Source organism: Sulfurimonas sp. NW9, from assembly GCF_051132275.1.
GTDB classification, from domain to species: Bacteria; Campylobacterota; Campylobacteria; order Campylobacterales; family Sulfurimonadaceae; genus Sulfurimonas; species Sulfurimonas hydrogeniphila.
The window spans coordinates 1896931-1918023 of the sequence record NZ_CP093236.1 but is presented as its reverse complement, the minus strand read 5'-3'; the positions used below and the strand labels follow the sequence as shown (position 1 = coordinate 1918023).

General features: G+C 34.7%; 24 protein-coding genes and 1 pseudogene. 13 read left to right on the top strand and 12 right to left on the bottom strand.

Features of this window, described 5'->3' with window-relative positions; all coding sequences use genetic code 11:
• The first annotated feature begins 57 nt into the window (after nucleotides 1–57).
• From MLC44_RS10900 to MLC44_RS10885, 4 genes are all read left to right on the top strand, one after another.
• Nucleotides 58–249, top strand: coding sequence for a helix-turn-helix transcriptional regulator (locus MLC44_RS10900; protein ID WP_434657344.1), 192 nt, complete (start codon nucleotides 58–60; stop codon nucleotides 247–249).
• Nucleotides 243–1685, top strand: a complete 1443-nt coding sequence (locus MLC44_RS10895; RefSeq protein WP_434657342.1) for an AAA family ATPase — start codon at nucleotides 243–245, stop codon at nucleotides 1683–1685. The genes MLC44_RS10900 and MLC44_RS10895 overlap by 7 nt, the downstream gene beginning before the upstream one ends.
• Nucleotides 1669–2382: a hypothetical protein gene (locus MLC44_RS10890; protein WP_434657340.1), complete on the top strand. Its 714-nt coding sequence runs from the start codon at nucleotides 1669–1671 to the stop codon at nucleotides 2380–2382. The genes MLC44_RS10895 and MLC44_RS10890 overlap by 17 nt, the downstream gene beginning before the upstream one ends.
• A gap of 536 nt (nucleotides 2383–2918) precedes the next feature.
• Nucleotides 2919–3185: a hypothetical protein gene (locus MLC44_RS10885; RefSeq protein WP_434657338.1), complete on the top strand. Its 267-nt coding sequence runs from the start codon at nucleotides 2919–2921 to the stop codon at nucleotides 3183–3185.
• A gap of 106 nt (nucleotides 3186–3291) precedes the next feature.
• On the opposite strand, the gene MLC44_RS10880 is transcribed toward MLC44_RS10885, so the two are convergent.
• The 7 genes from MLC44_RS10880 to MLC44_RS10850 all read right to left on the bottom strand — a co-directional run bounded on the left by MLC44_RS10880 (nucleotide 3292) and on the right by MLC44_RS10850 (nucleotide 9156).
• Nucleotides 3292–6144: a UvrD-helicase domain-containing protein gene (locus MLC44_RS10880; protein ID WP_434579767.1), complete on the bottom strand. Its 2853-nt coding sequence runs from the start codon at nucleotides 6142–6144 to the stop codon at nucleotides 3292–3294.
• Between the two features lie 2 nt (nucleotides 6145–6146).
• Entirely contained in the window at nucleotides 6147–6323 is a 177-nt protein-coding gene (locus tag MLC44_RS10875; protein ID WP_434657336.1) for a hypothetical protein, read from the bottom strand.
• A 180-nt stretch (nucleotides 6324–6503) separates the two neighbouring features.
• A complete protein-coding gene (locus MLC44_RS10870; protein ID WP_434657333.1) occupies nucleotides 6504–7325 on the bottom strand; it encodes an HNH endonuclease in 822 nt (273 codons plus the stop codon).
• A 3-nt stretch (nucleotides 7326–7328) separates the two neighbouring features.
• Nucleotides 7329–7994: a DNA/RNA non-specific endonuclease gene (locus MLC44_RS10865; RefSeq protein ID WP_434657330.1), complete on the bottom strand. Its 666-nt coding sequence runs from the start codon at nucleotides 7992–7994 to the stop codon at nucleotides 7329–7331.
• Nucleotides 7994–8335 carry a hypothetical protein gene (locus MLC44_RS10860; RefSeq protein WP_434579760.1) on the bottom strand — a complete coding sequence of 114 codons (342 nt, stop codon included), beginning with the start codon at nucleotides 8333–8335 and terminating at the stop codon, nucleotides 7994–7996. Before MLC44_RS10860 ends, MLC44_RS10865 begins: the two co-directional genes overlap by 1 nt.
• Before the next feature lie 44 nt (nucleotides 8336–8379).
• Nucleotides 8380–8703: a hypothetical protein gene (locus MLC44_RS10855; RefSeq protein ID WP_434579759.1), complete on the bottom strand. Its 324-nt coding sequence runs from the start codon at nucleotides 8701–8703 to the stop codon at nucleotides 8380–8382.
• Nucleotides 8704–8886: 183 nt separating this feature from the next.
• Nucleotides 8887–9156: a hypothetical protein gene (locus MLC44_RS10850; RefSeq protein WP_434579758.1), complete on the bottom strand. Its 270-nt coding sequence runs from the start codon at nucleotides 9154–9156 to the stop codon at nucleotides 8887–8889.
• Between the two features lie 94 nt (nucleotides 9157–9250).
• On the opposite strand from MLC44_RS10850, the gene MLC44_RS10845 reads away from it, so the two are divergent.
• The 4 genes from MLC44_RS10845 (at nucleotide 9251) to MLC44_RS10830 (ending at nucleotide 13565) form a co-directional block, all read left to right on the top strand.
• Nucleotides 9251–9511 carry a helix-turn-helix domain-containing protein gene (locus tag MLC44_RS10845; protein WP_434579756.1) on the top strand — a complete coding sequence of 87 codons (261 nt, stop codon included), beginning with the start codon at nucleotides 9251–9253 and terminating at the stop codon, nucleotides 9509–9511.
• Nucleotides 9512–10580: 1069 nt separating this feature from the next.
• Nucleotides 10581–11117 carry an antirestriction protein ArdA gene (locus tag MLC44_RS10840; RefSeq protein ID WP_434657327.1) on the top strand — a complete coding sequence of 179 codons (537 nt, stop codon included), beginning with the start codon at nucleotides 10581–10583 and terminating at the stop codon, nucleotides 11115–11117.
• Between the two features lie 193 nt (nucleotides 11118–11310).
• On the top strand, nucleotides 11311–12501 hold the full coding sequence (locus MLC44_RS10835) for a leucine-rich repeat domain-containing protein (protein ID WP_434657325.1): 1191 nt from the start codon (nucleotides 11311–11313) through the stop codon (nucleotides 12499–12501).
• 143 nt (nucleotides 12502–12644) lie between these two features.
• Nucleotides 12645–13565 carry an esterase-like activity of phytase family protein gene (locus MLC44_RS10830; RefSeq protein ID WP_434657322.1) on the top strand — a complete coding sequence of 307 codons (921 nt, stop codon included), beginning with the start codon at nucleotides 12645–12647 and terminating at the stop codon, nucleotides 13563–13565.
• On the opposite strand, the gene trpA is transcribed toward MLC44_RS10830, so the two are convergent.
• Together trpA and MLC44_RS10820 are read right to left on the bottom strand one after the other, a co-directional pair.
• The gene (trpA, locus tag MLC44_RS10825) at nucleotides 13562–14302 is read right to left on the bottom strand and encodes a tryptophan synthase subunit alpha (RefSeq protein WP_434657319.1); all 741 of its coding nucleotides are present in this window, start codon (nucleotides 14300–14302) and stop codon (nucleotides 13562–13564) included. The genes MLC44_RS10830 and trpA overlap by 4 nt on opposite strands.
• A 1-nt stretch (nucleotide 14303) precedes the next feature.
• Entirely contained in the window at nucleotides 14304–14705 is a 402-nt protein-coding gene (locus MLC44_RS10820) for an Hpt domain-containing protein (RefSeq protein ID WP_193150401.1), read from the bottom strand.
• An 80-nt stretch (nucleotides 14706–14785) separates the two neighbouring features.
• Here MLC44_RS10820 and panB point away from each other — a divergent pair, with 80 nt between their 5' ends.
• From panB to MLC44_RS10805, 3 genes and pseudogenes are all read left to right on the top strand, one after another.
• Nucleotides 14786–15577 carry a 3-methyl-2-oxobutanoate hydroxymethyltransferase gene (gene panB, locus MLC44_RS10815; protein WP_434657316.1) on the top strand — a complete coding sequence of 264 codons (792 nt, stop codon included), beginning with the start codon at nucleotides 14786–14788 and terminating at the stop codon, nucleotides 15575–15577.
• Nucleotides 15577–16589: pseudogene (gene ruvB, locus MLC44_RS10810) on the top strand (Holliday junction branch migration DNA helicase RuvB). Before panB ends, ruvB begins: the two are co-directional and overlap by 1 nt.
• Entirely contained in the window at nucleotides 16590–17591 is a 1002-nt protein-coding gene (locus MLC44_RS10805) for an AI-2E family transporter (RefSeq protein ID WP_434657313.1), read from the top strand.
• Nucleotides 17592–17631: 40 nt separating this feature from the next.
• On the opposite strand, the gene MLC44_RS10800 is transcribed toward MLC44_RS10805, so the two are convergent.
• From MLC44_RS10800 to waaC, 3 genes are read right to left on the bottom strand one after another with little or no spacing between them, the layout of a single operon-like run.
• Nucleotides 17632–18174 carry a hypothetical protein gene (locus MLC44_RS10800; RefSeq protein ID WP_434657311.1) on the bottom strand — a complete coding sequence of 181 codons (543 nt, stop codon included), beginning with the start codon at nucleotides 18172–18174 and terminating at the stop codon, nucleotides 17632–17634.
• Complete coding sequence (locus MLC44_RS10795) at nucleotides 18171–18512, bottom strand: hypothetical protein (protein ID WP_434657308.1); 342 nt, start codon at nucleotides 18510–18512, stop codon at nucleotides 18171–18173. Before MLC44_RS10795 ends, MLC44_RS10800 begins: the two co-directional genes overlap by 4 nt.
• Nucleotides 18502–19506, bottom strand: a complete 1005-nt coding sequence (gene waaC / locus MLC44_RS10790; protein WP_434657305.1) for a lipopolysaccharide heptosyltransferase I — start codon at nucleotides 19504–19506, stop codon at nucleotides 18502–18504. Before waaC ends, MLC44_RS10795 begins: the two co-directional genes overlap by 11 nt.
• A gap of 68 nt (nucleotides 19507–19574) precedes the next feature.
• Between waaC and MLC44_RS10785 the strand changes: the two genes are divergently transcribed.
• Together MLC44_RS10785 and hisH are read left to right on the top strand one after the other, a co-directional pair.
• Nucleotides 19575–20480, top strand: coding sequence for a PDC sensor domain-containing protein (locus MLC44_RS10785; protein ID WP_151899725.1), 906 nt, complete (start codon nucleotides 19575–19577; stop codon nucleotides 20478–20480).
• Nucleotides 20480–21091, top strand: coding sequence for an imidazole glycerol phosphate synthase subunit HisH (hisH, locus tag MLC44_RS10780; RefSeq protein WP_151899726.1), 612 nt, complete (start codon nucleotides 20480–20482; stop codon nucleotides 21089–21091). Before MLC44_RS10785 ends, hisH begins: the two co-directional genes overlap by 1 nt.
• Nucleotides 21092–21093 lie beyond the last annotated feature (2 nt).

Below are 21093 nucleotides of genomic sequence, written 5' to 3'. Positions count from 1 at the left end.
GGAGACAAATTCTAGATAGTCTTCTTAAAAACACAAACATTCATAAAGGAGAATCCCATGAATGAACAATTTTTAAGACTTCCAAAAGTAATGGAAGCAACAGGACTAGCAAAAAGCACTGTCTGGCTTTGGGTAAAGCAAAATAAACTACCTACACCAATTAAATTATCGGCTCGTGTAACCGTGTGGAAACTCTCTGATATAGAAGCATGGCAAGAAGAACAAGCTCAAGGAGGTGTAGCATGTTAAGCCCTATTGTATTAACAGATGAACAGCAAGCTGCATACAATACTATAGGTGTTACAAAAACACTTTTTCTCTCTGGTGCTGCTGGATGCGGAAAGAGCGTTATAATTACTGAACGCATGAAGAATGATACGACTGGGAAGTTTATATTATGTGCAACAACAAATCAGGCATGCCGTATTCTATCTGAAAAGCTAAATACGGGCAAACAAGTTCCAACACTACAATCTGTGTTGAATATGAAACCAATATATGATGGTTCAACGAAAAATGAGGATAAACTGATAGATTTTTATTTTCAGGTACCTCCTAAGAATTTTACATCTCTTGTAGGGATGCATTTGATTATAGATGAAGCATCGATGATTTGTAAAAATACGCAGCATTACCTGTTGGAATTGATTGAACTAGAACATTTAGAGAGTGTTACATTTGTTGGGGACAAATATCAACTTCCGTGCGTGAAGAAGGAACCCTTTGAATACCATCGCATAGATAAAGTTATTGAACTGCAGTACGTGAAGCGTGCCAATGGGGAACTGTTGGATTACTACAATCAGATTCGTAAAGATGTTATCAATGATGAAGAGTTAAGTATGTTTGAGCATGCAAGGTATTTCGATACGACTGAAGAGTTTTCTGCATACATTAAAAATATTGAAGGCTCCAAATGTGTCATTAGCTGGACAAATCAAGCAGCAGATACCTTCTCTAAGCTCATTGACACCTCTGAAATCTATGAAGGGAAAGAATATACTGCTTTGGCATATTGTTCCTTTAAGCGGCTTATGGAGGATGATTATGAGCATAATACTAAAAATGATAGTGTATCTTTTACTACCAACTCCAATATTCAAATCTTAAAAATTTTTAAGGATTACGATGCAATGAAACGGGCTGCTGCTAGAGAAATGTATGAGTACAAACTACCTAAAAAGCCTGTGAATATCGAACTTGAAATAATCAAATATGTAAAAGTATTGAGCGAAGATAGGGATGAAATTTATGTCGGTATATGGGATGCTCCAGCAAAAGAGAAGGAAACTTTATATCTTAACAATATGACTCGTAAGTATCGAAAATTCTTGAATAGTATTAAACATAAGGTACCTACAACTATTTGGAATAGATATGCAAAAGAAGATGGTTACCCGAAATCGCTTTACAATATCAGCAAGCATGTTAAATTTTCGCGTGACATCATTGTTTATGAGCTAAGTTATTGGAACGATTTTCATGCAATCATGGAAGCGGTTCCTGTACGCTCAATTTACTCAACAACAGCACACAGAGTTCAAGGTACAACTGTCGATGTTGCAGGTATTAACTGGGCAGATATATCTAAAGGAGCAGATAAGAAGCTGCAATATGTCGCTTTGACAAGAGCAGCAAAAGAATTGGTTTTTTACATAGGGGATGAAAATGAAGCAGTACAGTAATCATAAAATAGCAGATGTTTATCCGATGATGAGTGATAAAGAATTACAAGCTCTTATAAGTTCAATGGAAGTTGATGGGTATGATGAAAGTCAACCTATCTATCTCTTTGAAGACAAAATCCTTGATGGAAGAAATAGGTATAAAGCCGCTCAAGAAGCAGGTGTAGAGCCTGCTTTTAAAGTCTTTGAAGGTACCTACGAGGAAGCAGAAAAAAAGAGTATATTACTCAATTCTAACCGAAGACATATGAGTACTTCTCAAAAAGCTATGATTGCAGCGATGGAAATACAGAAGAGCCGAGATGACACTGGGAGAAAAAAAATAACAATTCCTAAGGCTTCAATCATTTATGCTGTAAGTCCAAGAAGCATAAGTGAGGCATTGCAGATTTTACAAGAAGATGAATCTATTGCTAAACTTGTATTTGATGGGAAGTGTAATCTTAAAGGTGCAAAATTTAAGATTGAAGAGATTGAGCGTATTAAAAATCCTCCTAAAGAGATTGATGAGCAATTTAGCAGCCAACAGCAGCAAGAGCGAAATTCTGTATTAGATAATGCGTTAACTAATGCTGACAATCAATATGAATCTATACAAGTCAACATGCCTAATAATAGCGTGATTGTAGAACTTCAAGAAAAACTCCGTAAATGTATGGAGGAGAAGCAGATGCTTTTGGGAAATATGGCATCTTAGTAGAAAAATAAAAACACGCAATTTTGCACGTTTTTACCAAAACGCGCACTTATATAATATATATAGTGCGTGGTTTTTATCTTACTTAGCCTTTTCAACGAAGACATAAATAGATGACACGCCTAGTCGCACGGAACACTACCAGCTAAAGCTGGAGTGTCCGGCGGCGTGCCTATGATTTAGTTGCATTGAAATATAAAAACTACCACACGCACCTGAGGATATTCAGACCTTTAGGTCTGGATTACCTCCTCGACTAGGTTGTTTAGAAAAGAATCATGATGAAACCGATTTAGCACATATCAAGGGTTTTTGTACTACTATTGAACAAATACTTGCTTCTTATGGAAAGGTGACAAAGGCTGAAATGCTTAATATTAAAAAACCTATCCTTGGAAATATATCTTTAAGAAGAAAACCACCTAAGATTGATTACAATATACCAACTTTTATTAGAAGACAAAAGGCTTAAATGTAAATATCCAAGTTAATTTCTCCTTATTTGTTAATTTATGTTTACAAAAGGTAAGTTTTTGATGTATGACAAAAAAACACGTAAAAGATGCTATAAATCACGTTCATATGAGTTATTAAATAAACGTAAAATGATTTTTATCCTTTCTTTAGTAATCTTGACAACTGCTATTTTATATTATCTTTCAAATACTATTGTAATTCCTATTATTTATATAATATCTATTAGTCTTTATGATGTAATTCGAGAAATGAGAGTGACAAAAGCAACCTATAAAAAAGCAAAAAAAGAAATGAATGAAATTTTTGATTCATCTTCTAAAAAATGAGAGCGTAAAAAATAATTAAAGCTGCAATCTAAATTCTTCAATTTTACTATAACAAATTCCATTTGTTATTCCTTGCTTTTATTACTGTCAATATATAACAATAATGTCAAATTTTCCATGTATTTTTACATTGATCACCTGGAATTCCATAGCCAGTACAACCCCAGAACTCTCCAAATCTACCATTCCTCCTTTTCATAGGTCTTCCACATTTGTCACAAATTTTTATGCTGTTGAGACAATTTGGGTTTTGGCATATACTCTCTTTTTCATAATCAATTGAAGGAGCACCACATTTTTCACATATTCGAGGTTTCGATTTACAAACTGCTCCAGAAGTACAACTATAAAAATTACCGTACTTCCCTTGTTTTAATTTATAATACCCATTTGTACATTTATTACATTTGAAAATTTCTCGATATCTTTGATTAAATGTTTCAGACACAACATCTATGTCAAATTTTGGGGCAAGTAATTCATTTATAAAGACAGATGTAGCTCTTGGATCTGCAACAAGATAGCATTTCTTTTTAGCTCTAGTAATCCCAACATATAAAAGTCTTCTCTCCTCTGAGTGTGGAAAAGTATCAAGGGAAGGAAGAAGTGCTTCTACAACAGCATCTTCTTTATTTTCATTAGGAAACCCTGTCTTACCTTGAAAAAAGCCAATTAAAATACAGTAATCAGCTTCTAAACCTTTAGAACTATGAAATGTCCAAAACTTAATACTAGAGTTTTTTATATGTTTATATACAACTTCTTTAGTATCTTTTAGTAGATATCTATATCGTGCAATAACAGCAATAGATGCTTTAGAGTTTTGTTTTAAAATCTCTTGAATAAGATGTAGGGTTTTTAATTCAAGATTTTCTTGATTATCTACTTGGCTATCATACAAATAAACTTGAGGTGAAGATACTTGTGTATGTGTAATAACCTTTTTAATATATTGTTCAGGGTTTTGCATGACAAACTCACCAGCTGTGTGTGCAATACTATTGTTATATCTAAATGTCTTTTGTAATATTGTTTGAGAAGAAGATCCAACTCGAGATTCAAATTGTGTTGTTAATTCAAGTTTACCACCTGAGAATCGATAAATAGATTGCCAATCATCTCCTACAACAGTCAATCGAGGATTCGGTCCATTTTTAATAAGAGCTTTTAAAAATTCCATTCTCGCAGCAGAAATATCTTGAAATTCATCCACAAGTATATAAGTCCATTTAGGTTTAAAAGAACCATCATCTACAGCTGTAATAGCTTTAATAATCATATCATCAAAATCAATGGCATTTTGTTTATTTAGCTCACCAATATAGGCTTTATGTAAGTCAGATAAAAGTTCTTGATACTGTTTAGAGTTTGCAATTTTATAGTCTTCTAAACGATTTAATATAGCATCATCTGATAGCCTCTCTACCCGTATTGCTTGGAGGCATTTTAAATATTTTTTTATTCCAGCAATTAAAAAGCCACTTTCATTGAGTTTTTGAAAAATCTCCTCGGATGATCTCTGTTTTATTGTAATATCATGATCTTTCATGTGTTGTAGTAAAGTATCTTCTAATTTACCTTCGACCCAATTATAATGATATGTTTCGATAAGAGTTGTGTTTTGCTCTTTATGTAGCTCTCTTTTTCTCTGTATTTCAAAATTATATTGTTGACTATCAATACCTACTCTAGTATTTCCTTTTCTGTCAATACCAAAATGTTCTAAATATATGTCTGCTGAACTCAAATAGAAGTCAGGTTTATAATCAAAACCTACTTCTAACCTTCGTTTAGTTACATAAGAGGGTTCATACTCATAATCTACACAGTTGAGATATAACCAGTTTGCTATGCATAGCTCTTGATAGCCTTTAACTACCTCATTTTGTAGTGTTCTATATTCATTATCTCTGATGTAGTTATCGTATTCCTCTTTTGTTTTAAAATCAAAAGGGTTAATAGGCTGGTAACTCAAATCGATAAATGTCTGCATAAACTTTGGATCAGACTGTATTTTATGTATAAACCATTCAGATATCCACATATCCAACTTTATTTGATCTTCACTAAAAACGGATATTGAAACAGATTGTTTGCCATCAAGAAGAATTTGTCTTCCAAGTGCATGAAAAGTTTTTACCTTTGGTCTATTATTTTTATCAATTGCAACAGCAGTACCTCTAATACTTAATCGTTTTTCAAGCTCCTTTGCCGCATCACGATTATAGGCAAGTATTAAAATCTCTTCAGGATTTGCTAATCCTCTATCTATTAAATCCAGAGCCTTTGCCACCATTACTGAAGTTTTTCCTGTTCCTGCTGCTGCAAGGACTAAGTTTCTATCATTATCACGGATTACAGCAAGTCTTTGTTCCTCTGTTAATGGGTTTGCTTCGATATTGTCATAAAATTTTGCTCGTGAAGAGAGGATAGTAGCTTCAAATTGCTTTCTCAAGATATTAATTATCTTATCTGTGAGAGGAATATAATCCGATAAAGTATCTAAAAATAAAAGAAGGTCTTTAGAAACATGTTCTTTCCATTCAGTAGTATTTGCTTCATATAACTTTAGTAAAGGAAGTATTTCATTATTTAAATAATTCACTTTTGAATCTCGTAAATATTCTAATTGTGTATATTGTTGAAAGATTTGTTGCTGAGATACAATTTTATTTTCTATGATAGGTTTGAGTATTTTATTAATTACTTGAATGTTATTCTTACATTCTAATGATTTTAAGAGTTTGATTTTTATTAGCTGAGAGTTAAATGAAAATTGAAGACTTGAACCAAATAAACCAGAAAAAATTACTGCAAAACTATCAGCATTAATCCAATTAAAGCTTTTTTCAAGACTACTTTTTTTAAATAAATATAGTTTTTCGTCATCATATTCTAATTTAGAATAATTACCGAAAAATTTACCAAAAAGAGAGGTTTCTATTGTTCCTTGAAACATCTTTATTGCACCTCTCTTTTTTCTTTCAAACTACTTGAACTTTTATTTCTACCATGATCCAAGACTTTTCTTTTTTCTGATAACATCCACTCCTCTAAAAATGGTATCTCTCTAGTTTGTGGGGAGTTGATTTTCTGAGAATTAAATATTTGAAATATCTTTGTAATCCAAGATAACATTATATACTACTCCTTCTTATTTTAACTATTACGGCTCTTCAGGTTTAAACAACATAAGTGCTTTAATGGTATTTTCTTTCTGATATACATACGGATTTCCATCGAGAAATGAAGGTGTTTCAAACTCTACTGTTTTTATTTTAGAGTTACTTTTTATACTCTTAGGTTCCTTTATTGTTATTAGATATTATATTTCTTCGGATTAGCAATCATATTTAACTTTTTAATATCAGAAGGTAAACTTAATGTATGCATTTTTCTATGGCAATTAGGGCATAACGCAACAGCATTATCAGTGGTATCTGGTCCTCCCTTTGCAAGTTGCTTTATATGATGCACTTCAAGATATGGTGTGCCATCTTTCTTTTTAAAAGGAGCTTCTAAGTCACATAGTTCACAGATACCTTGTGCTCTTCTCAAAACTACTTCAACAACATAAGCTGAGCGTTGATAGCATTTAGCTTTTGTATATGAATATCCAGGTGTACTTTGTTCTGTTTGTTTTGCTTTATCATATACTTCCGCGTCCGTGAGTCTCTTAACCTTATTATACTTTTTCTTCTCTATGTTTTGTAATGCTTCCTGGTCATTAAGAGCAGCTATACGATCTTTGAGTTTTAATGGAAAAACATATACATTGCGAAAATTATCATCTTCGTCAGGTTGTCTTTCGATAAAAGGCTCATTGATTAATTCCACTTCACCTTTATATGTATACTCTGTCTTTGCAAACACTTCAAATAAAAAGACTGTTGTGTTAGATTGTTTAGATTTAAGTAAACGTCTATTCGCTCCGGTTAATGTTTGATTACCTTTCCTACCTTCACCAGTGTAATATAAAATATCTCCTTCTTGTTTATCTTCATAAATGCTTTTTACATGATTTCGAATCAGAACTAGTCTATTCGTATCCTTTTTATAGTTCATCCCTCGCATAACTGTACAGCTGAGTTCATCTTTAATATCCTGTTGCGAATATATCTTATTAATAATGAGTGCCATATTTTAGATTCCTTTGAGTAGTATGGAACAATCAACTAGATGGTTCTTTAATTTATCGCCTTTGCTATTGACATCTAAATCATTCTTGTAGTAAAAGCATTTTTTGTAATTTTTAATATCATTATATATTATTTTCCAGAATGCAGTAGGAACAGCTATTTTGTTTTTTCCTATTCGTTTAGGATTAGTTCTATAAACAACACCATTTATAACTGTAACGGAACCTAAACTAGATGCCACTTTTCTTTCTAGTTTTTCAGCTTTAATCCATGTTCTTCTGTTTACTTTTGGTGCTTGTGGAATAATATTCGCCATACTATAAGTTTTACGCAATGCTTTTTTACTATAATCGAAATCTGCATCATTAGCTAGATGGCCTCTATCATATCCAGAATGCACATAATCTTTAGATTTACTTCTGTATTTTACAGGTATTGTTTTCTCATTATAAAATCGTTCTCTTTTTTTAATATTTACAGCATTAACTTTATTTCCATCAAGTGTATAGGCTACATACTTTGCACCTTTCATTTTATAATCATAGCATATAGTAAATACTTGTTTGTCTATGATTTGGTTACAGTTGTTTTTATTGATATAGTCAGATAAATTTGTTGCTTGTAAGACTGTTGCAAATAATATAATAAAAAATTGTAATAGATTTATCATTATTCGTATAATTTTTGTCGTTCTTTGCGTAATCTTTCAGAATTGTCAGCACTAATAAAAGTTGTTCTATTTGCCTGATTTAATGTTAGTGTTGCAGTAACTTCTTCTCCATTAACTAACATCTCAACAGATAAACTTTCTCCACCATCATCCCATACTCGTATTTCTTCTCCACGTTTCTTTGCAAATCTTTTTGCATGAATCCATGGTATAGATGTTTGAAATATTTCTCCTTCATTTAAGTAAGCTTCACCTATTGCTTTTTTAATGTCATTACCACTGTCACTCTTAAAGAAACTCCATAAAACAATAACAACTATAATTCCTACAATAACTTCCATTTTACACTCTCCTATTGGCTTTAAACACATTCATATGATATATCCTAAAATGGAATCTCATCTTCATCAATATCGATTATAGGCACATTTACCTGTGATTTATTAGATATTTGTTCTTTTTTAAGGGCATCATATATATCTCTGATAGTTCTATTAAATGTTATCGAAATTTCTATATTTTTTGTATAATCCGACAAATCATATCCATCTGCTCTTAAAGCCAATATCAATAATCCTGCAATTCTTTCTTCTGCTTCTTCTTCACTTATACTGTTTAAATCTGAACCAACTGAAAATAGGGATGGACTTTTAAGGGCTTCAATCCTTACTTCCTGTAATATATATAGAATTTTTTTGCCTTTTGACATATGTTTTATTACGCCCCATACAAACCATATAATGATAATTCCTATTATTATTTCTATAATAAATTCCTATTAAAATTTAGTCTTACATAAACTTTTTTACTGCATAACACGGTACAAGTTTTATATTATGCAATGGTATTATTCATTAACTGTGAATCAACTAGTTTCTTTTTAATTAAATGCTTATCCAAATGGCTTTGGCATAGGTTTAGCACAAGTACAAGTTGGACTTAATGTACCATCGTTACATACAACTCTTCCACTACTTGAACAACCTGCTACACCTCCATGCCATGAGCAACACCCACTGCGCTGTACATCTAATGCTTTGCTGTTGTGACATACAGTTTTACTTTGAGATTCCTTGTTTTCTGCAATGTTTTTATCAACTGTATCAGATACACCAAAAGCCAATGAACTAAGTATTAATAACATCAATAATGTTTTTTTCATGATATACCCCTTTATTTAAACTAGTAAAGATTAGTTGATAGAAATATAATAACATCCTATCATTCAGTTAATCTTAAAAACTAGGTATAACTACTTGAGAAATGCTGATGAGCTACCATCTGAAACAATAGATAACTTCTATAAACAAATCGGATACAATGTTAAAAAACAACGAAAACTAAAAGGATATACACAACTTCAACTGGCTCAGGCACTTGGGCACAAATCTGTAGGTTTGGTTTCACAGGCAGAAATCTACCTAAAAAAACAACACTTCAATATCGAGCATCTCTATAAAATCGCCTATATTTTAGAGTGTGATTTATGTGACTTACTAAAAGATACAGATAATTGATAATTATTATTAATACCTCAATACAAATGAATCTCATTGTTTCATACTACCTCAAGCTATCTTCAAACCAAAAATCTTTATAGAGCGTCTCTATTTTTTTGCAAGAAGTCTTAGTTTTTAAATCCCCAAATACCGTTACATGTAATACCCCCGCCCATTAAAAAACTATGAGGTATATTATAAGTGAACCACCTTTATGGGATCATATAGAGTCTCTCATATGTTACCGAGATTGTGGTTCATTCTACAATTACATTGCTACACACTTACACCACACACCACACACCACACACCACACAACACTTCGTGAGCCACGGTCTCACTCCGTTCCTACAGCAGCCAAGGTCTGCTTTCGTTATTCGCCTACACGGTACGGCTCATATCTTTTTTTTATTGTTTTCTTTATTCTGCGTGTTTATATTCCTGCGTTTAGTTGTTTTTTTCTTCTTTACATGTAACACTCCGTTCGTGCCTCTCTTCACTATTATTACACGGCTTGAAGCCTGTCATTCAAACGCCATTAAGGCTTACATCGGTATAGCTTTGGACGATTACTGACCTTGTCAACTATGAATGAGACGAGCAAGTTTATCTTCAGATAAATATGAAGCTAAAATTACTCCCTTACATTCACAGATGCCAAGCCAAGTAAATCTTTAGACATAACACACACTCTATAGAAACTGAACTCTTCTCTGCGTTACGAGTAAAGTTTCCGCTACGCTTACAGAGTGTTGTGTTATGTTAACCATCCTACGGCACAGCTCTTATATCTATGTGACATCGTTCAATCGCCACAGGGCTCTCATCTAAGCAGTGACACTGCGTGTTTTTATTGTTTGTTTATCTTTTGTCACAACGCCTTTTAAATCCTTAGAGCATACACCACTATCTTCAAAATAAAATGAAAAGTAGTTCCAGTTTATTTTAAAGAGTAACAGTGCAAGCAGTCGGAAGTTAAAAGGCTTTTTGAGCCAAAAGAACTTGAATCTTAGAGGGATTTCAGTTTGAGAGTTTCGGTTAATACCGACAAATATTTTACGAAAACATTTGATAAAAGGATTAGATTATGCGAGTATATTTAACAGACCTACAGGCGTACAATGAAGGGCATTTAGTTGGAAAATGGCTAGAACTACCGATGAGTTCATTTGAACTTGCACAGGCTCTCTCAGAGGTGCTAAATGAGGGCGAAAGTGTAAGTGGTACGGATGGACACGAAGAGCTGTTTATCACTGATTATGAAGCTGATATAACTATAGATGAATATGACGACATTTACAAGCTGAATGAACTGGCAGAAATTATTGATACACTGCGTGAGGATGAGTTACTGAAACTAAAACTACTCTCACATGAGGGCTACAACGAACGAAAGGTGTTACAAAACGGCATAGATAACTATGATGTTGATATTTATGATTATAGTAATGATGTCAGTTTTACTGATGTTTATGAGCTACTGGCGTACGATATGGTGCAAGAGGGCTTATACGGTGCCATTCCCTCACATTTAGAAAACTATATAGATTATGGTGCTATCGGTAGAGATTTAAGTTATGATTATGTAGAATTTGAACATGGAGTTCTTGGAAGAGTAGCGTAAATGCTGCTCTTTTTTTTGCTTACATGTAAATAGGGCATGGCATTCTGTGCGGGATGGATTCAATCGTTGCCTCTGAACCCACCCACCCAGAACCTTCGCAGCATAGCCGCATCAGGACTGCCATAGCCCTTGGAATTGTTTCATCTTTAACTATAAAAATGATACTATTATAAAGACAGAGGGAGATAAAGTAATGAAAGCATCACACAACGAACAAACTTGGACAGAGAAGCTTTTAGCATGGGCAGACGAGTATAAAATAGATGACCTCATAGGCAAGAGTAAAGAGGAACTGCTCTCACTTGAAACTTTAAAGATCAGCTTTGAAGCATCAAAAAAACTAGACGGCTTTATAGCACCAGAGATAGAGTATCTGCAAAACCTCAAAGATCTGACACTTGATCATGTCTACACGCTAGAAGTTTTACCACTTGAAATAACAAGACTAAAAAATCTACAAAGTTTAAAACTTATATGGCTTCCTCTAAAAATAATTCCTAATGAAATTGCAGAATTACAAAATTTAAAAGAGTTAGTTATAGCTGTCTGTTCCAAGGTCAAGTCATTACCACTTAGTATTGTAGAAATGCCAAGTTTGGAAATACTTGTTATTGAGAACTGTTTAGCTCTTGAGGTTCTACCAATATCACAAAAACCGCTGCATAACCTTAAAAAGCTCGTTATACAATCTTTTAAAAGGCTTTGTATATTAGATTTTATCAAACAATTTCCGGAGCTTGAAGAGTTGGGCTTATGCAGAATACCTTTTGTGAATTTTCCAGTCTCATTGTGTAGTTTAAAAAATCTAAAAGACTTAACTATGCGTGATACAAAAATAAAACAACTGCCAGCAGAGATAGCAAATTTAAAACAATTGGAGATATTCATATGTGATTCTCTAACAGAGATATCAGAGGAGATATGTCACTTACCAAAGCTCAAAGAGTTTGATTATGGTGCTAGAGCGTTAAAGGATCTTCCACCATCAATAGATAAACTCATTGCTCATGGGTATATAGAAATAAAAGATTATGAGATTATAGAAACGATTGATACACTAAGAAATAAAGAGCCGTTGAAACGAGGCTTTAAGATTGTTGATAGTTATGATAAATATATTCAAGAAGTGAAAAATATGAAAATAATCACCCATTGCTATAAACAAGAGCCACTTGTGAAGTTTGTTTCAAATGAAGAGTTTGCACAGGAGTATCAAAAGAAGAATAGATTTATAGAGCAGGTGGTTAAAAAGTTTTTGCATTCCAATGAAACAGAAGAGCTTGATGATGTGGAAGAAGCATATGAAGAACATCTTAAAGAGAAACGATGGGATGAAGAAATGTTATCAGGTTTTAACGATGGAGTTGGTTTGTATAAAATTTAGATATGCTTGTCAATAAATGACTTTATTTTTTAGGGGCTTAATTAGGGGCTTAATTTATTTAATAATATTATAAACTCCTGTAAATAGCATTATAATGAACATCTATGGTTTCACGTAGGGAGACCAAAAAAAAGGCAAAACTTTTGAAATATTTTTTCTTTGCTTTATTGTTTTTTTTACAACTTCATGGACAAATTACTGCGTATAAAATTACTCCAGACAATACTTTACATGTAACGAAACAAAAAATAAAAATACTTGATGCAAAAATCTTACATTTTGAGACTAAAAAACGTATTCCTTTTCATGAAATTTCAGATCTTGTGTATGAAAACGGGTTTGTTTATTTTGTCAGTGACCAGGGATATTTATATAAATTTTTCATAAATATTCGAAAGAATAAAATCAGCAGTTTGCAATATCTGGATGCTTATGTTTTGAAAAACAAAAAAGGGAAGAAGTTAAAAAAGAAAAAAAGGGATGCGGAAGGTTTGGCACTTTGCAAAGACAGACTGCTGGTATCGTTTGAGAGAAAACAGCGTGTTGTTTGGTACTCAAAAAACGGATTGAAAATAAAGAAAATAAAAATTCATAAAGATCTGCAAAACAAAAATAATTATGCCAGCAAAAACAAAGGGCTCGAAGCCGTTACATGTAATGACAAATATGGTGTTGTGACGGCACCGGAGAGTCCTTTGAAAAATGCAGACCCGCAATACAAAACGCTCTACAGCAAAGAGCATCTTTTTAAGTTTATGGCGGATGGGAGTATTGTAGCTTTGGAGTTTTTTGATGAGGACAGTGTGTTGGTTTTACTTCGTGATTTTAATTATTTGACGCGAAGAAGGATGAGCAGTCTGATAAAAGTACAGCTCAACAACTGCAATGCGAAGTATATCTGCAAGAGTGAAGTTTTAGCAAAACTCGACTCCTCAAACGGTTGGAAACTTGATAATTTTGAAGGGCTCACTCGTGTTGAGGCAAACAAATACCTTATGGTGAGCGATGACAATGAAAATATTTTTCAAAAAACACTGCTGGTGCTTTTTGAAATTATGCCTTAAGTGTTTATCTCGTTTTTAATGAGCTTGGCCAATTCGCTGCATTGCGCGATTTTCTGTGTGTAATTTAAATCATTGTTGAGTAAAATTTTTACAAAAGCACTCCCGACTATGACCCCGTCAGCACCTTGCACTTTTTCTTTTGCTGTTTTTTCGTTTACACCGAAACCTACATATACGGGTGTTTGTGTGTATTTTTTGATAGAGTGCAAAAAAGGCTGCAGATCTTCTGCCGTACCTGAGCCTGTAATACCGGTGTAAGCAACCATATAGATGAACTTTTGCGCATCGCTGACAACAGTCTGTATCCTCTCTTCGCTGTCTGTGGGGGCAACAAAAGAGATGTTTGCAATACCGTTGCTTTGAAATAAATCTTTGTATGTCAACGCCTCTTCATGGGGAACATCCGGAATAATCAGTCCGTTTATGCCAAGTTCTTTTGCCAAAGGAATGAGATTTTGCATGTTTTGCTGGTAAAAACTGTTGAAATAACCCATCCAGAGTGTATCTACCTGAGGGGCAATCTCTTTGGAAATTTCAAGTAAATCTTTAAATTTAAATCCAAGTTCAAGTGATTTGTGATTTGCTTTTTCTATGAGAGGACCATCAGCTACAGGGTCTGAAAAAGGAACACCGAGTTCCAAAGTGTCGACACCGCTTTGTGCAAGGGCGAGACTCAAGTCAACTGTAAAAGATTTTTCCGGATAGCCGGATGTTATGTATGCTACTAAGTTTTTCAAATTATTTTTCCAAGTCAGGGATTTTTAATAAGGAGTATTTTATTTTACTGAGTTTGTTGTTCTGTCTCAAGTCGTCATTCCAAACAGCAAACATATCACTGATATTTAACAGCCAGTCTGTTGTTTCATCACTGACAGGCGGTTTTTTTTGACGTAAAGATTCAAGCTCATCTTCAACAAAAGCAGCCAGTTTATTCATTGGTATGATTTTCAAATAACCGCTTGCTGATTTTATATTATGAAATACACGAAAAAGTTCATTGACACTTCTTTCGTACATATTGGGTTTTGAAAGGTCAAGAATCATAACTTCCATGCTCTCAACCATCATAGCATAGTGATCCAAAAACTCATCAATAATTTCAAAATCAAAGTTTTCTTCTAAATCACTTCTTATACCCATAAAATAATTCTCCTGTATAGTTCAGATTATAGCAATTTTTGGCTAAAATACATCTATATAATATAATAAAGAGTTTTAAAATGAGTAAAAAATTAACGATAACAGCTATAAAAAAAAGAAAGGGTGAAAAGCCTTTGGTAATGATAACGGCCTATGACGCACTCTTTGCAAAACTGCTCGAACCAAGTGCAGATATGATTTTGGTTGGTGACAGTTTAAATATGAGCTTTGCAGGCCGCAATGATACAATCAGTACCACATTGGAACAAATGATTTATCACACAAATGCCGTTTGTAAAGGGGCACAAAACAGTTTTGTGATTTGTGATATGCCTTTTGGAACCTATACATGTAAAGAAGATGCTTTACATAATGCTATAAAAGTTTTTCAAAAGACACCGGCAGACTCTGTGAAGATAGAAGGCGGAACAGACAAAGCAGAGATTATTCAACATTTGACAGAGAACGGCATTGCAGTATGTGGACATATAGGACTTTTGCCACAGTCGGTAAGAAGTGAAGGCGGATACAAAGTCAAAGGGAAAAGTGCTGATGAAAGAGAACAACTCCTCAAAGATGCCAAGGCAGTTGAAGAAGCAGGTGCCTTTTGTATGGTGATAGAAGGAACAAAAGCCGAGGTTGCAAAAGAGGTCGCACAGAGTGTGACGATACCGGTTATAGGAATAGGTGCAGGTGCTGATGTAGACGGCCAGGTTTTGGTATTTTCTGATATGTTGGGGTTTTTTGAAGAATTTACTCCAAAATTTGTAAAAAAATATCTTGATGGGGCCACTCTGGTTAAAAAAGCTTTGCAAGAGTATGCGGATGAGGTTGTGAACCGTAAATTTCCGACAGAGGAACATATATACTAATGGAAAGAGTTGTAGATATTGAAACTTTTTCTCTTGAAGAAGAGAGCAGCGAAGTTACATTACGTCCTGATGCCTGGAGTGAATATATAGGGCAGGAACAGATTAAAAAGAATCTTGCTGTTTTTATAGAAGCTTCAAAAAAAAGAGACGAAGCACTTGATCATGTTTTGTTCTACGGACCTCCGGGACTTGGTAAAACAACTTTAGCCTTGATTATCGCCAATGAAATGAATGCAAATATTAAAGTAACAGCCGCACCGATGATAGAAAAAAGCGGTGATTTGGCAGCAATTCTGACAAACCTGGAAGAGGGGGACATTCTCTTTATCGATGAAATACACAGGCTCTCTCCTGCCGTTGAAGAAATTCTATACTCTTCTATGGAAGACTATAGAATAGATATTATCATCGGCAGTGGTCCTGCTGCACAGACGGTCAAGATTGATTTGCCTCGATTTACGCTTATAGGAGCGACAACACGGGCGGGAATGCTTTCAAATCCATTAAGAGACAGGTTTGGGATGAGTTTTCGCATGAATTTTTACAATCAGGAAGAACTGGCAAAAATCATTGTGCAGGCATCGAATAAGCTCGAATGCCAAATCATTCATGAAGCGGCTCTGGAGATTGCAAAAAGAAGTCGTGGAACACCACGTATTGCCCTGCGTCTGTTGCGTCGCGTGAGAGATTTTGCGGAAGTTGCCGATGAAAAAAATATAAACCATCAGCGTACCCGATATGCATTGGATGAACTGGGCATCAATTCACACGGTTTTGATGAAATGGATCTGCGTCTGCTGACGCTTTTAGCAAGTGCCAAAGGACGTGCAATGGGCTGAGCACTATCGCGGCAGCCTTGAGTGAAGATGAGGGAACGGTAGAAGATGTTTTGGAACCGTATCTGCTTGCAAACGGTTATTTGGAACGGACAGCAAAGGGCAGACGGGCAACACCCGCAACCTACGATGTCTTAAATATGTCATGTGTAAATGAAGACGGGACACTTTTTTAGATGAAATCACAATATTTTATAGCTGTTTTGTTTGCTACTTCTTTGTACTGGATGTATCTTCTGTATGAACCTTTTTTGCTTGTGATGACTATTGCCGCTTTATTGGCAATTTCTACGGCTACGATCAATAACTATTTTGAAGAGTTGTTTTCCTCTCGTTTGTTGGCGGCATTTGTATCAAGTCTGCTGCTTGCCATGCTCTTTTTTGCACCGCTTGGTTACTTTTTGGCAACACTCACAATCAAGCTGAACAATTTGGAGCCGAGCAGTTTGCAAAATATAGAACTCTATATAAACGGGCTGATTACCAATCCACCGAAATTTCTGCTCTTTTTAAAACCTTATCTTGCAGATTCTTTAAAAGGAATAGATATCAACAGTTTGACTACAAATGCTTTACATGTAGCTGCAAAAATTGGAACATTCAGTGCAGGTTTTGTAAAAAATGCTTTTTTGGTCATTGTTTTTTACTTTTTTGCTTTGTATAACGGTTCTACAATTGTAGAGTTTCTCAAACGTGTTGTCCAGATGTCTGTTGAAGACAGTACTTTACTTGCACGGGAACTCTCCGCTGTTATGAGTGTTGTTTTTTATTCCATCATCGCTACGGCAATGTTTGAAGGTGCACTCTTTGGTATAGCAGTCTCTTTTATGGGCTATAACGGCCTGCTCTTTGGCATTATGTACGGATTTGCTTCTTTACTTCCTGTTATAGGAGGAATTTTAATGTGGCTTCCGTTTATGATTTATGAATTTTCGGTAGGACATAATGCAAATGCTGTTTTTATAGCACTCTATTCAATTATTGTGATTTCCATTATAGCAGATACTTTTGTGAAGCCTTTGATAATTAAGGAGATAAATAATCGACTGCTCAAAGAGAGTGATGCACAGCTCAACGAACTTATTATTTTCTTTGCAATTATTGCAGGGCTGACAACTTTCGGATTTTGGGGAATGATTTTAGGGCCTGCAATAACAGCTTTTTTCTTGCAATTTTAAAACTTTTTGAAGCCAGAACGCAAGAGTGTGAAACGAAAAATCAGGTATAAATTTCGGGTTTGTCGTTTTTCCATCGACGATGGAGCCAAAACCAAAACTTTGGCTCTTTTTTGATGATGGAAGTGAGCCAGTCGGCTTGAAGTTGTGTTGCTTTTTGTATATCTTCTTTTTCATTCTCTGTTTTATCAATTTTTATCTCATCAGCTATAATTATTGTGTAATTTTCTTCATCATCAGTTCTTATGTGTACGGGCACTATGGCGGCATTGAATTTGCGTGCCAAATAAGCAGGTGTTGCCGTCATACGCAGCGGTTTGCCTAAAAAATTCACCATAACACCCTCTTTCTCATTGATATTGGTATCTATTAAAATCCCGCTGGCTCTTCCCTGTTTTATAAGGCGTATAAGAGGTTTGACAACATTTGTTTTCTCAAGATTGGTGTTGCCAAACCTTGCTCTTGCATCGAGCAGCCATTTTTCATAGATTCTGTTCTTGAGCTTTTTGTATACAGGAGCAATGGGCTCTACATGTAAAGCAAGTCCTGCCGCACCAAGTTCCCAGGCACAGTAATGGGGAGTCACATAAATAACGGCACGCCTTCTTTGTGAATTCTCTCAATTTCTTTTTTATTTATTACTGTAATTCTCTTGGCAATTTCTTCTTTGCTCAAATGGCGCATTTCCATAAGGTGTAAAAAGTTATAGAGCAGGTTTTTAAAGCTGTAGCGTGTGATGGTGTCAATTTCTTCGTCACTCATACTGTTGTCAAAGGCATAGTTGAGGTTTTGTCTGACGATACGGCGATATTTTTTTGCTGATTTGTAGCCGATAAAGGCCAAAAAGGTAAAAAATGCTTTGCGTGCTTTATGCGGCACTAGCATTAAAATATGTTCAATGACGAGGAGGAAATTATAGCCCATTAGTTAACAGCTCCTTTGCTTTTTGTGTGACATCTTCAGGACGAATTTCTTTAATGGAGAAGTCATTTTTATTAATTTTAAGAATATTTACCTTTGAGGGTGATTTGAGTGCTGTATTTTTTGGCGTTTCGTAAATCATTCTCGTGGTAGTCGGACCCAAAAGTGTAATGGAGGGTATATTTTGCGCCCATGCCAGATGTGTCGGACCGGTGTCATTTCCTATAAGCAGATCCATGCTCGATATAAAAGATACAAGTTCTCCCAGTGTGAGTTTTGGTGCCAGTTCGGCATACTTGGAGTGTTGCACAATCCACTCAGCATCCTCTTTTTCAGATGCATTGCCCCAAATAATGTAACACTGCTCTTGAAGTCTATTGCAAATGTCCGCAACAGACTCTTTTGGATAAATTTTTGAAGGCCAGGAAGCGCCTATCACAAAGGCAATGTTTTTTTTCTCACGTTGCAGTGAAAATTCTTTTGTTTGTGAAAAAATGGGTTCTTTGTTTAAAATCATAGCATCAGTAATCTCAAATCCGAGAGCGTCAGCAACAACAAAGCAGTTGCGCTTTATAACATTTTCTTCATACGGGACAGAGGAGGTCGTTTTATAAAAAAGTGCGGCCAAAGATTCACGTATTGAATTTTTATCAAAACCATGGGTGTTTTTCCCTATGATTCTGGCAACTGCTGCTGACTTTAAAAGTCCTTGCATATCTATTATAATATCATAATCGGGCAGCATAGAGAGCTCAGCGAATGTTTTTTGTAGCAAGGAAAAGCTTTTTGTCTTTTTGAGTTTTTTTAGATTGACAGTGTGAACTGTATGCAGGTGTTTGTTGTTTTGTAAAATATCTGAAAAAATCTCTTCACTTATCCAGTCTATTTTTGCATCAGGATACTCTTTTTTGATAAACTGCAATACAACTGCACTGTTGATTATATCTCCGAGTGCGGAGAGTCTGACAATAGCAATATTTTTAATATCTTTTTTCATCAATGACATTATACCAATAATAGTAAATCTTTGATATAATTCAAATAAATTAAGAAGGAGTGACTTGTATGGTTCCTATAGATATTCAACATTTTGCCGAAGGCAGAACAAAAGCCAGAGCATATTTTTGTTACCTTTTTTCAAAGAATATTCCCAATAGACTTCCTTCTTTAAGTGAAGATATGATTATGCCGAGACTGCTTAAAATAAAAGCAGATCTTGAAAACTGTGAGGGAGTGTATCTTCTTGACCACAAGGGTGTACAGGTAAGTCCGACTTTTACAAAAGATGATCGGATAGATGATGATATAGGAAAGATTCGTGCTGACCGTGCATACTACTATCGTGCAGTCAGAGAAGGCAGATGTACGATTACCGATCCATATCCGTCACTCATTACAGGTGATTTGACTGTAACGGCATCAGCGCCTATATTTGATGAAAACGGTTCGCTCAGGTATGTGGCATGTATTGATATGCCGCTTGAAGAAGTGTTGAAAATTGCACATCTCAATAAAATGGATATATTCTTTGGAGAATTTTTCAAGTGGACTTATGGTGCTTTTGCATTTGCTTTGGTGGCTATAGCACTTTTGCTTTTCGTAAAAGGGATAGAGAGTTTTTTTGAATATGGAATTTCAATAGGTCATTTTCAGATTAAAGATGTTTTTGAAGCAACAATTTTGCTTACACTCTCTTTGGCAATTTTTGATCTTTCCAAAACCCTTATTGAAGAGGAGATATTAGGACGCTATAAAGAACATGACATAGCAGGCCCGCACAAAACGATGGTCCGCTTTTTGGGTTCTATCATTATTGCACTTTCCATTGAAGCATTAATGCTTGTATTCAAGTTTGCAATTACAGATCCAAACAAGCTGATCTATTCTATGTATATTATTGCGGGTGTAGGTATACTGATAGTCTCTTTGGCAATATATATCAAATTTACAAAATTAAAGATAGATGAATAATGATAGCAATAATTGATTATAACATGGGAAATTTGGCAAGTGTGAAAAATGCGTTTGCCAAGCTTGGACAAGAGACAGTAGTTGAGAGTAATCCTGATAAATTTAAAGAGTATGACAAGCTGATATTGCCCGGTGTCGGTGCTTTTGGTGATGCGATGCAGCATTTGCATGAACGGAATATGGTAGAGTCCATAAAGGAATTTGCAAAGAGTGACAAACCGATGCTTGGAATTTGTCTCGGAATGCAGCTTTTGTTTGAAAATTCCGAAGAGTTTGGCAAACATGAAGGGCTCGGGCTTATAAAAGGCAGTGTTGTAAAGTTTGATACGAAAAAATTCAATGAACCTTTGAAGGTTCCGCATATGGGCTGGAACAGAATGTTTACAAAAGAGCATCCTCTGTTTGCAGGACTGGATGATGAGCATTATCTGTATTTTGTACATACATACCATGTTGCATGTAAAGATGCCAATGACATTATCGGAGAAACATATTATGGCTATAAATTTACTTCTGCCGTTGCTCACGGTAATATAATGGGAATACAGCCCCATCCTGAAAAAAGCCATAAAAACGGTTTGAAAATTTTAGAAAATTTTATACAACTGTAAGA